The following is a 13141-nucleotide window of genomic DNA, read 5'->3' as shown; positions in this document are numbered from 1 at the left end:
ACATACGAAAACGTGAGCATTCGTCATAGTTCTGTTGAGGCCTCGGCCCGCGAACGCGTTTTGATCATAAGGGTTGAACCTTCCGGCCATTTCCCCTTCTGTGGCACGGAAACACGCGCGAGGGATCAACGATGTCACAAAAGATTCGCATCGGATTGAACGGATTTGGCCGGATTGGCCGATCGATTCTGCGTATCTTGGCGCAGGATCCCGGCCCGTTCGAGGTGGCGTTCATCAACGATATCGAAAGCTTGGATACCTGTGCCTATCTGTTCAAATATGACAGCGTCTTCGGCCCCTTCCCGGGCGAGGTCTCGACCGGCGATCAGGCGCTTGTCCTGAACGGGCAGAGCATTCCGTTCTATGCCAAGCCCGACATCAGCACGATGGATCTGTCCGATGTGGACGTGGTGCTGGAATGCACCGGCATGGCGGGAAAACGCGCGGTGGCGGAACGTGGTCTGGCGGCCGGGGCGCGCAACGTCCTGATCTCGGGCCCGTCGTCCGAGGCCGATGTGACCGTCGTGCTGGGCGCGAATGAGGATCAGTTGGCGGGGCATCGGATTGTCTCGAACGCATCCTGCACCACCAACGCGCTGGCGCCGCTGTTGAAGCTGCTCGACGATCAGCTGGGCGTGATTGGCGGGCATATGACCACCGTGCATTGCTATACTGGAAGTCAGCCCACCGTGGACAAACCCCGTGCCAATGCGGCGCGGTCGCGGGCGGCGGCGCTGTCGATGGTGCCAACCACCACCAGCGCGCACAAACTGGTGGGTGACGTGCTGCCCGAACTGGCCGGCAAGGTCGAGGCGCGGGCGATCCGTGTGCCCACCGCATCCGTGTCCTGCATCGACCTAACCGTGCGTGTGAGCAAAGACGTCACCGAGGCCGAGGCCCGCGCAATCCTGCAAGAGGGCGCGACGGGCAAAGTGCTGGGCTGGACCGAGGAACCCTTGGTCTCGTCCGACCTGCGGATGCGCCCGGAAAGCATCGTGATCTCAGGCCCCGAAACCTCGGTCTGCGAGGGCGGATTGCTGCGCGTGTTTGGCTGGTATGACAACGAATGGGGCTTTTCGCACCGCATGCTGGATGTCGCCCGCCTGATGGCGCGCAGCTAGGCGCGTTACTGCGCGACGGGTGTCGCGTTGAAGGTAAACAGCGTCTCGCCGTTGATCTGGTAACCGTCAATCATCCCCTGCGCGCGGTCTGATGTCAGCCAGCCCTCAAGTGCCTCGGCCCCTTTTGCATTCACGTGCGGGTGGTTTTGCGGGTTCACCGGCAGGAAGGTGTATTGGTTGAACAGCACCGGATCGCCTGCGAACAGCAGCGCCAAATCCGCTTTGTTGCCGAAGTTCAACCAGCTGGCGCGGTCGGACATGATATAGGCATTCATCCCCGCCGCGATGTTCAGCGCAGCGCCCATGCCCGCACCCGCTTCGCGGTACCAATCTGCCGCGGGCGTCACGTTGGCCGAGGCCCAAAGTCGTTTCTCGGCCTTATGGGTTCCGCTGTCGTCGCCCCGGCTGACAAAGGCAGCACTAGCGTCCGAAATGCGGGCCAGTGCGTCTGCGGCTGTCGCGGCGGCTTTGATGCCCGCAGGATCCCCGGACGGGCCGATCAGGACAAAGTCATTATACATGATCTCGCGCCGATGGGTGCCGTGGCCAGCGGCGACAAACGCCTCTTCCGCTGCGCGGGAATGGACCAGCACGGCGTCCACGTCGCCAGCCTCGCCCAGACGGATTGCCTGACCGGTGCCAACCACCAGCAGCTGCACCTCAAGCCCGGTGTCTTCCTTGATGGCGGGCAGTAGAACCTCGGCCAGACCCGAGTTCTGGAACGATGTGGTGACGGCCAGTTTCAAGTCGTCCGCAAAGGCGGTGCCGGTCGTGGCAAGGGCAACCCAAAGTCCGGTCAGCAGGGATTTCATTCGACAATGTCTCCGTTCAGGAAGGCCGCAGCTTCGGCGGTCTGTGGCTGGTCAAAAAAATGGGGGTTCGGCGCGTGTTCGTGGATGTGGCCGTTCAGCAGGAACAGCACGTCATCGGCCAAGCGACGGGCCTGTCCCATGTCATGGGTCGACATGATCAGACGCGTGCCCGAGGCTGCGGCGCGTTGCAGGATCTCTTCAATCTCGCGGGTGGCGCGACCATCCAGCGAGGCGCAGGGTTCGTCCAGAAACAGAAGCGCAGGCTGGGTGATCATTGCGCGGGCAATGGCCAGTTTCTGCCGTTCGCCGCCGGATAGGAACGTGGCGGGACGATCCAGCATCGCGCCCAGCCCGACCTGCGTACCGGCCTCGTCAGCCTGCGCGCGGGCGTCGGCTTTCGGGATGCCCCGCAGACGCAACGGATAGGCGATGTTGTCGCGCACCGACCGGCGCAGCAGGATCGGTTGCTGAAAGACAAAGGACTGCGCCGCGCGGGCCGTGTCCAGATCGCAGCCCCATGTGATGTCACCATCAGACAGCCGCGCAATCCCATGCATCATCCGCAGAAGCGAGGTCTTCCCCGCGCCGTTCGGGCCGATAACGATGGTAATGCCTTGGCCTTCAAGCGTCAGGTCAATCGGCCCGACCAGCCGCTTACCTTTGCGCCGGATCGTGGCCCGGGTCAGGGTGAGGGGGAACAGCGTACTCATCACCAGCGCCCCTCTTGTTCCGTGCGCCCGATGATGTGGATCGCAAGGTTCACGGCGATCGCCATCAGGATCAGCACAAAGCCCAGCCCAAGCGCCATGGCAAAGTCTCCTTTGCCGGTTTCCAGCGCGATGGCTGTGGTTAGGACGCGTGTATGGTGGTCAATATTGCCGCCGACGATCATAATCGCACCGACTTCTCCGATGGCGCGGCCAAAGCCGGCCAGCGCGGCGGTCAAAAGTGCGCGGCGCCCGTCCCACAAAAGCGCGGCCATACGCTGGCGTTGCGTGGTGTTCAGCGAAATCAGCAGGTCGTGATAGTCCGACCACAGCTCGCGCAGGGCCTGATGGGCGATGGATGCGATCAGCGGCACGATGATGATGACCTGCGCGATGATCATTGCGGTGGGGGTGAAGATCAGGCCGAAAACGCCAAAGGGGCCCGAGCGGCTGAGGAGAACATAGACAATCAGCCCGACCACCACCGGCGGCAGTCCCATCAGCGCATTCAAAAACGCGATGGTGAAGCGGCGGGCGCGGAAACGGCGGACCGCCAGATACGCCCCGATAGGCAGGGCAATCGCACAGGCAATGACAAGCGCGGTCAGCGTCACACGCAGCGAGCGCAGCGTGATTTCCACCAGATCTGCATCCAGTGTCACCAACAGCCAGAGCGCCTGGCGTATTCCTTCCCACAGATCCGACATGTGCGGCCCTTAGCTCATTCAGGCATCCCTGATACAGGCCCGTTCTGCCACAAGGCAAGCACGCCGACGCGTTTGGGAATGGTCTATTGAGGGTGGAAAACCGACATTTATGCCGGTTCAGGTTCCGCAATAGGTCGTGTAGGGGCCAAACCCGTCCGGAGCAGGCAGGGCAAAGGCCTCGGCGTTTGGCTGTTCGTCGAAGGGCGTCGAGAGGATTTCCAGAAGCCGATCAAAGACTTCCATGTCGCCGTTTGAGGCCGCAGTCAGCGCCTCTTCCACCTTGTGATTGCGCGGGATGTAGATCGGGTTTACGGCGTTCATCGCGGCGGCGCGGGTGGGGTGATCCTCGTCATGGGTTAGACGGTGTTGATAGCGGGCGATCCAGTCCTTGGTCCCATCAGCGGCCACGATCCCATCCAACGCGGTCGCATCTCCATCCGCCACACGGGATAACGCGCGGAAGGTGCGGGTGTAGTCGCTGCCCGCCTCTTGCATCAGGCTGTGCAGGTCGTTGGCCAGCTCCAAATCCTCGTCCCGCGCGGTGAGCAGGCCCAGCTTCTTGCGCATGCCCTCCAGCCAATGCTGTTGGTATTGCGCGGGGAAGGTTTCCAGCACCTCCATCAGCTGCGCGATGGCCGCGTCTTGGTCATCTGGGTTGATCAGCAAGACCAGTGTTTCGGCAAAGCGGGCGAGGTTCCACTGCGCCAGATTGGGTTGGTTCCCGAAGGCATAGCGCCCCTGCCGGTCGATGGACGAAAACACCGCATCCGGGCTGTAGGCGTCGATGAAGGCGCAGGGGCCATAGTCAATCGTCTCGCCCGAGATGGTCATGTTGTCGGTGTTCATCACCCCGTGGACAAAGCCCACATGGACCCATTGCGCGATCAGCGCGGCCTGACGGGCCTGCACTTGGCGGAACAGTTCCAGATAGCGGTTCTCGGCATTGGCGACGTCAGGATAGTGTCGCGCAATGGCGTAATCGGCCAGCTGCCGCACCCGTGCATGATCGCCCCGCGCGGCAAAGAATTGGAACGTGCCAACCCGCAGATGCGAGGCCGCGACCCGCGCTAGAACCGCGCCCTGTTCGGGGCCGTTCTGGCGCAGCACGGTTTCGCCGGTGGTCGAGGCCGCAAGCGCGCGGGTGGTGGGGATGCCAAGGGCGTGCATCGCCTCGCCCATCAGGTATTCGCGCAAGACCGGGCCAAGCACCGCCTTGCCATCACCACCGCGCGAGAACGGCGTCTTGCCCGAGCCTTTCAGATGCAGGTCACGGCGCTTGCCGTAGGTGTCGATCAGCTCGCCAATCAACAGCGCGCGGCCATCGCCCAGTTGCGGCGAGAAGCCGCCAAACTGGTGGCCCGCATAGGCCATGGCGATTGATGTGCCGCCGTCGGGAATGCGCATGCCGACCAGCTCCTCGGCGCCCTCACGGGTCTCAAGGTGATCGGCATCCAGCCCAAGTTCGTCCGCCAAGGCGCGGTTCAGGCGCAGCACTTTTGGGTCGGGGACTTGCGCCCCCTTCCAATCGACATAAAAGCCGGAAAGTTCGCGGACGAAACTGTTGTCAAATTCGGCGCGGGTCATGCGGTGACTTATTCCGCAGCGCGTTTGGGCAGAACCCAATCGGGCCGCGCGAAGTGGCAGGTATAGCCGTTGGGCAGACGCTCCAGATAGTCCTGATGCTCGGGCTCGGCTTCCCAGAAATCACCGGCGGCTTTCACCTCGGTCACGACCTTGCCGGGCCACAGCCCGCTGGCGTCCACATCCGCGATGGTGTCCAACGCGGTCGCCTTCTGCTCGTCCGACAAATAGTAGATGCCCGAGCGATAGCTGGCGCCAAGGTCGTTGCCCTGACGGTTCACTGTGGTCGGATCGTGGATCTGGAAGAAGAACTCCAACAGCGTGCGATAGCTGGTCTTGGCCGGATCAAACCAGATCTCGATCCCCTCGGCATGGGTGCCGTGATTGCGATAGGTGGCGTTGGGAACGTCCCCGCCCGTGTATCCTACGCGGGTTCTCGTCACGCCGGGCATCTTGCGGATCAAATCCTGCATGCCCCAGAAACAGCCACCGGCCAGAATTGCGCGTTCAGTCATTGGTTTCCCTCCACAAGGTCAAGATAGTCGCCATAGCCTTCGGCTTCCATCTGGTCTTTCGGCACAAAGCGCAGCGAGGCCGAGTTGATGCAATAGCGCAGCCCGCCGGTTTCGCGCGGGCCGTCGGGGAAGACGTGCCCCAGATGGCTGTCGCCGTGTTTCGAGCGGACTTCAACGCGTTCCATCCCGAACGTGCTGTCGCGGTGCTCGGTCACATGGGTGGCCTCGATGGGCGTCGAAAACGCCGGCCAGCCACAGCCCGAATTGAATTTGGCGGACGACGAGAACAGGGGCTCGCCCGACACGACATCCACATAGATGCCCGGTTCATAATGCTTGTCATACTTGCCCGTGAACGCCCGCTCGGTCCCGTTTTGTTGGGTCACCCGGTATTCTTCCGGGGTCAGGCGGTCTAGGGCGTCTTGGGTTTTTTGATAGCGCATGCGGTCCTCCTTCGGTGTGAGCCAAGGATATGGGGTGTGGGGCGCTAAATGGAAGCGCTATGCGGCGCACGTTGGCGTGAGCGATTTGTAACGAAAGCCTCAGAACCGCGTCGGCGCGAAGGGGGCAAGGTCCAGCCCTGGTGTCGCGCCAAGGGCCAAGTCCGCAACCAGTTCCGCTGTGCCTGCCGATTGGGTCAGGCCCAGATGGCCGTGCCCAAAGGCATAGAGCACCCGCGGATCCTTGGGCGAGGCTCCGATAACTGGCAGGGTGTCAGGCAGCGACGGGCGGTATCCCATCCACTGCGTGCCGCCCTCCGTATTCAGCCCCGGCATAAACGCCTTGGCTTTCTTCAACAAGGCATCCGCGCGTTTAAAGTTCGGGGGCAGGGTCAGCCCGCCCAGTTCCACCGCGCCACCAATCCGCACACCGCCGTTGATCACAGAGGCAACAAAGCCATGCTGGCTGAAGGTCAGGTGGGTGCGCAGATCGAACGCGCCGGGGGGCAGGGTGGTGTTATAGCCGCGCTCGGTTTCAAGCGGGATCTTGTCGCCCAGATGGCGCGCCAGATGGTGTGACCATGCCCCTGCCGCGATGATCAGCTTCTGGGTCTCAATCACGCCCTCATCCGTGTCGATCCGCACCCCGGTTTCCGTGGGCAGGATGTTCTTGACCGAGGTGATCTGGATCTCGCCGCCCGCGTCACGCAGCGCCTGCGCCACGGTTTCGGTCCACAGTTTCGGGTCCACGGTGTTGAACCAGTTGGGCGTGAAGGCCGCGTGGGTAAAGCGGCTGTGCAGACCCGGCTGGTATTCGGCAATCGCTTCAGGGCTGGTCAGGTGGATGGCGTCAAAGCCGTGCTGTTTCTTCAGCTCCCACGCGGGCAGGGTCGCGCGATAGGCTTTTTCGCCCTCATAGAGCGCCATCTGGCCTTTGCGCTGGATCAGATCCTCGCGGTTGATATGCGCGACCTGCCGTTCGAACGCAGCTTTTGCCACATGCATCAGCTCAGCCTGTGCCTTCATGGACCCTTCATAGCGATCCCGCCAGCTGGCGCGCCATAACCGGAGCATCCAAGGCGCGATCTGCACCGCATAGGCGGGCGGAACCGACAGTGGCCCGAGTGGGTCCAGTAGCCATTTGGGCGCTTGCTTCATGATGCCGGGTTTGGCCAGCGGCTCGACCTCTTGAAAGGCAAACGCCCCCGCATTCCCGGCCGACGTCTCGCCCGCGACGCCCTTACGTTCCAGAACGCGGACCTTCTGGCCGCGGCGGGCCAGCTCCAGCCCGATGCTGACGCCGATGATTCCGGCACCGATGATTGTGATTTCGTCAGACATCTTGGACCTTGAGAGAAAAGTGGATCAGGTGCGGATACCATTCCTGAAAGGATCGGCGGCGTCAAAGATCAATCGACCTTCGGCCATGATAAAAGCTTGGCCCGTGATGGACGGGATAACCCCCCCGTTCGGCCCCGGCGTACAGGACAGGCGATAGGGGCTGCCAATGACGCTTTCCTGCGTGATCTCTTCCCCGAATTGCAGCTGTCCGTCGGAGATCAGACAGGCCAAGCGCGCTGAGCTTCCGGTGCCACAGGGCGAACGGTCATAGGTGTCATCGGGGCACAGCACGAAGTTCCGGCTGTGCATGTCTGAGTTGGGCGAGGTGTCCTGGAAGATCACGTGGTCAATCGGTTCGCCTTTTTCGCCACCAATGCCTTGGGCGTTGGCAGTGTCGCGGATGGCGATGGCCGCATCGGTCAGCGCGCGGATGTTGCCGGGATCGACGGGCAGGGGCGACGGGTCAAGGATGAAGAACCAGTTGCCGCCATAGGCGACGTCCCCCGTCACTTTCCCAAGCCCGGGCACGTCAACCGAGACGCCCGCATGCACACGGCGGCTTTCGATATTGGTAACGGTGACGGTGTTGGGGTCGGACAGCAGGACCTCGACCACGCCCACGGGGGTCTCGATCCGGTGCGTACCCAGCCCAATCCGTCCAAGGTGATAGAGCGTCACGGCCAGCCCGATCGTGCCATGCCCACACATGCCAATCACCGCGCCCGCGTCGAAATAGATCACGCCGGTCACGCAGCTTGGGTCCACCGGTTCGACCAGCAAAGCACCAACCATCGCGGGCTGACCGCGTGGCTCGAGCATGACGGACAGATAAAAATCCTCATGTTCATCGGCCAACGTCTGGGCGCGCTGGGCCAAGGGGCCGATGCCCAGATCGGGGCCTCCGTTCAGGATGACGCGCGTGGGTTCGCCACCAGTGTGGCTGTCGACAATATCCATGAGATCTTAAACCGAAATGTCAGGGGACATACGCGGGCGAATGGGTGTGAAACCCGCCAGCCCGGCCGCGCCCATACTTTGTGCGAGAAACGTATGGGCGACGGCCGGGGCTGGGCCAAAAGCATCAAAGTTTCCTTCGATGTGCAGACGCGCAGTCAATTTGCGCTTGGCACCTTCCATCTGTAGGTCGTCATTGAAACCGTTTTGCCGTGTCCGTGGGGTGGATGGCACGGCGCATTCTTCTTGATGGAGCGCTGCCGCGCAGGGTGTAACGCCTGCATGGGCGCCCCCTTGGGATACCAGATGGTATCCAGTCAAAGGGGAGAGCCCTCCATTGTTTGAGATATCCTGATTCATTGACGGCTATTCGATAGAAGGCAGGCTGCCCGCGAGTGGTGATTTCACCCTAATGTATCTTGGATCCAAAAATCTAGCGAAATTGTGGCGGCGCCCTGCAATTGCACGTCGTGGTTGTGCGGCACGCGGGCATGGCAGTTAGCCTCCGAACCCTGCCAAGCCTCCGAACGACCCAATCGCCCCGGTCAGGATGGGCGAGACGATGGCGATGATCGCCTTCAGCGCGTCCAGTGTTGCGATGCGCTGAATGTCAAAGCCCGCGACGTCTTCGGCCAGTTCGGGTTTTCCGGCAGTGGCAACCGCGTCGTGGAAGGCGTCGATACGAACCTTCAGGATCAGGCTGACGGGCAAGTAATAGGACAGGATCAGGATCGAGTAGGTGACGCCCCGATAGATCGACAGCGAACTTACCAGCTCGGCATGGGCTTTGCGCATGTCGTCATTCAGGATCGCGTCACCGGGCCACGACATCCACGATAGCATCAAGACCATCCCGGTCGTCAGCAAAATGCCCGAGCTGTAGAGATAGCGCTGCGTGGCCTCTTGCGCGGTTTTCAGAATTTGGGCCTCGGTTTCAAGGTTGGGGTGGGTCGACCGGCCGATATGTGCGGGGCGGGACAGGGCCAGCACCATTCCCGCAATCACCGCACCTGCGGAGAGCGAGGTCAGCATGTTCGCGCGGTCCAGCAAATAGTCCATCGCGAAATACGCCCCCTGTTGGTCACAGCCATCCGGCAGGCTCCCCCCGGCCTCGCAGCCCGCCAGACTGGCCGGGATCAGCAGGGCGTGAAACAGGTTCAGCCCCAAAAGGGATTCGCTTTCAAAGCCCGCGGGCATCCAGTCGGGTTCGAAGGTGGAAAAGCTGAGCGACACCACGATGATCCCCACGATCCCCACAATCGTGGTCAGGATCGAGCGCCGCGTATGGCGAGAATAAAGCTCAAACACGAAGATCGCGGTGACTGAAACCGTCGCCCCGCCGAAGAAGAACAGGGCAGCCAGAAAGCGATAGCGCGCGCTCAGTTCGATCAGGCGGGACTGGTCTTTCAGCTCTAGCCCCTCAAGATGAACCGAGGTGTCCCCGAAGGTGCCCAACAGATATTCGGACACGATCAGAACAACGACGGGTAGCAGCATGATCAGCAGGTATCGCGGATCGATTTGCAGTTTGGTCATGTCCTTTGCGCGCACCATCACAGCCTCCGCTCAGCCCAGATCAATGTCTGCAATCAGTGTCTTACGCGTGTCCGACAGCTTGTCGCGAATGATTTCGCGGACATCGGCATAGATTACCGGGCTAAGCGCAAGCTTCTGGGCGGACAGCCAATATTGCAGCTCGTTTTTGCCCCACGTGACGAACAGCAGGTTCTGCTTGCGATCCTTGTAGGTGAAGTTGAACGCGCCCAAGGCCATGCTGATTACATCGCCTGAAGCCTCGGCGCTGCCGATCTGGAAGTTGCCGCCAGTGGACGACGAGGTCTCGAAGTCAAACAGTTTGATCTTGCCATCGTCTTGCGTCAGCCCGCGCAAGGCTTCTATCGCGCTTTCGACGATGCGGAACTGGTTGCCCGTTGCCACCTGCGCCAGCGTGGCCAGAATGACCTGATCGAAGCTGCCATTGCCTTTCATCCGCTGGCTGGCCTCAAAGGGCGCGGCTTCGCGGCTCCAGCCCATGAGGCTCATCAGGTCCATGTATTTCACGAACCACGCGGCGCGGTCTTTCACCGGGTCAAAGACGGCATCCGCAGCGCGCTGGGCGAAGAGGGTCGACAGAAGCACGTCCTCTTTTTGAAGCGGGGTCAGGTTGTCGACGAACGAGATCACGCTGGATGCATTCACCGCCGATTGCAGCGCCTGCTGCGCGGTGGCGTTGGTGGTGCTTGGATCGAACGCGTCTGCCGAGCGTGGCATGGATTCGGCAAAGGCCGAACGGATGTCGCTTGGTGCAGACCGGGGCTTGGCCAGAACGGTCGCGAACAGCGTCGCGATGCGGTCCGCCAGATCCAGCTTGCCGCTTGGGCTGTGCACCACAGGGGCCGCGCCCGGGTCGACTGGCAGAAGCGGAGAGTCTGCGGGCAGGGCCGCTTCCCGGAAGGCGGGTGGCCACGTGGCGTTTACGCCCCGCGTGTCGATATGGGTGAAGCTGTTGTAGCGCCCGATCCCGCCGGCAAAGAACCCTTCCTTGTCGCGTAGCCAGCGCAGGGCCATAGCGACCTGCGGGGCCTCCATCCCCGCGACTTGGAAATCCAGCGCCCGGAACGCCATGTGCTGGCTGGATTTCGCCCCGCCGATGCACTGGTTATAGGCCGGGCCGCGATAGGCGTTGGTGATGGCAATTGGCTTGCCCAGACGATCCCGCAGATGATCCAGCACCTGCGCGGTCTTGGCGATGTTCCCCCACAGGTTGCGCGACGGAAACAAGTTTTTCCCCTGACACGCCCCGCCGGGGGTGTTGTGTCCGCCGCCCAGAACCAGAAATTCGTCGGTCGAGAAATTCCGCAGTCCCAGCGACCGGATGAAGGCGTCGAACGCGGCATAGTCTGGCCAGTTCAACGCGGCAGTCGAGTCTCGGAACCCTGCGCCACGCGCCTTGGCATCAAGGATCGCGCGAACTTGGCTGTCGGGGATCTGGTCACGCTCGTCGCCCTCTTCATCCTCGGGGTTGGTGCGGGGTGGGCTTGCGACCGCGACGTGTTGCCCCTTAGCGGGCAGCAAAGTGAAGGGGCGGTCCGTGATGAAGTTCGGCTCTTTCAGAAGCGCCTCGAACAGTTGCGGGGTCTGGCTGTCGCTGTTGATCTCGGCGTCGATGGCGATGCGGAAGGACCGATAATCGCCTTTGAATGCACCATCGGACCAGACCTTCAGAAGTGCGCCGGTGAAGGCGCCGTTCTGCGGGCCATCCATAGCGAACTGTTCGTCCTTGCACGCGCCAAGGTTCAGGACCGAGGCCTGGATCGGGCTGGACAGCGGCGAGGTAATCACGCTTTCCTTTAGCGCGCTATATGACTTTGACGCCTCACGATAGGCCGCTTCATTGGCACGCCAGACGCGGTCTTCGATGTGCAAGGGCATCGCCCGCACGTTGGGGTTCGGGGTCATCGGGCGGCCAAACAGGGTCGTCGGCGCGCCGGGCCCAAACCGGATCATCGAGCCCGAATGGCACGTGTCCGGCACCATCAGCACCCGCACGCCCGCGCGGAACTTGGTCCAAAGCATGTAAAGCTCGTCATCGGCGATCTGGAAATCGTAAAGACACAGCGTCTCGTCCATCTTTTCGTCGCCGTCGTGGTCTTCGTCCTGATTGAAGTCCGGCACCCGCCCGCCGTGACCCGAGACGGTGAACAGGAACATATCGCCCGCGTGCAGTTCCTCTGCCGCGCGTTCGATTTCAGCCACCACGTTTTGTCGTGTGGCATCGGTGGTCAGAAGACGGGTGGGGGTGAAGCCTTCAGCCTCGGCCAAGGCTTCCATGTCCAGCGCGTCGGCCTCGCAGGCGTTCAACTTGCCGTCCCAGCCGTCGTAATGGGCGGGGTCCACCAAGTTTAGACCCACATGCAGAGACATTCCCTTGGGCGTGCCCCCCGCAATAACGGGGCTGGGGTGGATGTCGGCCTGAAGATCGCTGGCGAGGCCAAACGGCCCGCTGATGACCGGGGGCGTTTCGACACGCTCGGCCTCGATCTTCTTGATCTCGGCCTCGAACTTCTGTGCGACCTTGCCATAGCCGGTGTCGTCTGGATGCAGTTCGTCAAACCAGTTCTCGTCCGCGACCGTGTTGCGGCAGTCGATATAGGTGGCGTTCGGCACGGATTGCGACAGCCGCCGCAGACGGCGGTTAAAGGCGTCCATCATCTCGACCGCGATATCGCGCTGCAGCTTCTTGTCGAGGATCTCTTGCTCTTCCATCGGAGCACCCAGCCATCGGCCCCCATCCGGGATCGGATAGTCATAGCCGTGGCACAGCACACTGACATGCGGGAAGTGCTGTTGGACGTCCCGGAACATGCGCCCGTAATTATGGATCGCATCGTCCAGAAGCGCGTGGAACGAGGGCAGCAGATAATCCGCAGGTTTCAGCGCCGGGTCGTATTTTTCCAGATGCGAGGCAAGCGCCCCGCCCGCGACCAGATCATTGCCGCCGCCGGACAGCAGCAGGATCTCGCCCTTCTCGTCATCAAGCGCGTTCAGATATTCCTGCTTGTCCGCCATCTTCTTCAGAAGATCACCGGCCGCCCCCAGCGAAAACACCGCGTAGGGCTTCATCAGGCAATCAATCGTATCGCGCAGGCGCACCGGATATTGGAACCAGCTGTCGCCCTCGGACACGATGATCGGGCCGGTATACCCTTCCTTCAGCTTGTCACGGAACATGCCCTGCCGCCGCGCACGTGAAATCCAGTTGAAAAAGTTCATTGCCGCTGCCGTGCGCGCCCGCGCATCTGGCCCTTCCGGCAACTCGACCGTCTCTGGGTTCAGCTTGAACATCGGGTTGAACGCGCCCGAGGTCGCCTCGTCCAGAATGAAATACTTGGCCAGGTCCTCTTCCGCGACGTTGGGATCCGCCATTTGGGACATAAGCTGTTCGACTGAGATTTTGGCCATC

At 61.9% G+C, this 13141-nt stretch carries 11 protein-coding genes; 1 reads left to right on the top strand and 10 read right to left on the bottom strand.

Annotated features, from left to right (window positions below):
- Positions 1-131 precede the first annotated feature (131 nt).
- A complete protein-coding gene (locus Q0677_RS00770) occupies positions 132-1121 on the top strand; it encodes a glyceraldehyde 3-phosphate dehydrogenase NAD-binding domain-containing protein (protein WP_298904958.1) in 990 nt (329 codons plus the stop codon).
- A gap of 5 nt (positions 1122-1126) precedes the next feature.
- On the opposite strand, the gene Q0677_RS00765 is transcribed toward Q0677_RS00770, so the two are convergent.
- The 10 genes from Q0677_RS00765 to Q0677_RS00720 all read right to left on the bottom strand — a co-directional run bounded on the left by Q0677_RS00765 (position 1127) and on the right by Q0677_RS00720 (position 13140).
- Positions 1127-1933 (bottom strand): substrate-binding domain-containing protein, encoded by an 807-nt coding sequence (locus Q0677_RS00765; RefSeq protein ID WP_298904955.1) that lies wholly within the window; start codon positions 1931-1933, stop codon positions 1127-1129.
- The gene (locus tag Q0677_RS00760; protein WP_298904952.1) at positions 1930-2643 is read right to left on the bottom strand and encodes an ATP-binding cassette domain-containing protein; all 714 of its coding nucleotides are present in this window, start codon (positions 2641-2643) and stop codon (positions 1930-1932) included. Before Q0677_RS00760 ends, Q0677_RS00765 begins: the two co-directional genes overlap by 4 nt.
- Entirely contained in the window at positions 2643-3347 is a 705-nt protein-coding gene (locus Q0677_RS00755; RefSeq protein WP_298904949.1) for an ABC transporter permease, read from the bottom strand. Before Q0677_RS00755 ends, Q0677_RS00760 begins: the two co-directional genes overlap by 1 nt.
- A gap of 117 nt (positions 3348-3464) precedes the next feature.
- On the bottom strand, positions 3465-4931 hold the full coding sequence (locus Q0677_RS00750) for a YdiU family protein (RefSeq protein ID WP_298904946.1): 1467 nt from the start codon (positions 4929-4931) through the stop codon (positions 3465-3467).
- An 8-nt stretch (positions 4932-4939) separates the two neighbouring features.
- Entirely contained in the window at positions 4940-5443 is a 504-nt protein-coding gene (msrA, locus tag Q0677_RS00745) for a peptide-methionine (S)-S-oxide reductase MsrA (protein ID WP_298904944.1), read from the bottom strand.
- The gene (gene msrB / locus Q0677_RS00740; protein ID WP_298904941.1) at positions 5440-5886 is read right to left on the bottom strand and encodes a peptide-methionine (R)-S-oxide reductase MsrB; all 447 of its coding nucleotides are present in this window, start codon (positions 5884-5886) and stop codon (positions 5440-5442) included. The genes msrA and msrB overlap by 4 nt, the downstream gene beginning before the upstream one ends.
- Before the next feature lie 99 nt (positions 5887-5985).
- The gene (locus Q0677_RS00735; RefSeq protein ID WP_298904938.1) at positions 5986-7224 is read right to left on the bottom strand and encodes an FAD-binding oxidoreductase; all 1239 of its coding nucleotides are present in this window, start codon (positions 7222-7224) and stop codon (positions 5986-5988) included.
- Between the two features lie 24 nt (positions 7225-7248).
- The gene (locus Q0677_RS00730; protein ID WP_298904934.1) at positions 7249-8181 is read right to left on the bottom strand and encodes a proline racemase family protein; all 933 of its coding nucleotides are present in this window, start codon (positions 8179-8181) and stop codon (positions 7249-7251) included.
- A 495-nt stretch (positions 8182-8676) separates the two neighbouring features.
- Positions 8677-9732 carry a hypothetical protein gene (locus Q0677_RS00725; protein ID WP_298904931.1) on the bottom strand — a complete coding sequence of 352 codons (1056 nt, stop codon included), beginning with the start codon at positions 9730-9732 and terminating at the stop codon, positions 8677-8679.
- Positions 9733-9744: 12 nt separating this feature from the next.
- Positions 9745-13140, bottom strand: coding sequence for a D-Ala-D-Ala carboxypeptidase family metallohydrolase (locus Q0677_RS00720; protein ID WP_298904927.1), 3396 nt, complete (start codon positions 13138-13140; stop codon positions 9745-9747).
- Position 13141: the final 1 nt, after the last annotated feature.

Source organism: uncultured Aliiroseovarius sp. (assembly GCF_947492455.1).
In the GTDB taxonomy this organism is placed as follows: domain Bacteria; phylum Pseudomonadota; class Alphaproteobacteria; order Rhodobacterales; family Rhodobacteraceae; genus Aliiroseovarius.
This window is presented reverse-complemented; position numbering and strand designations above follow the sequence as displayed.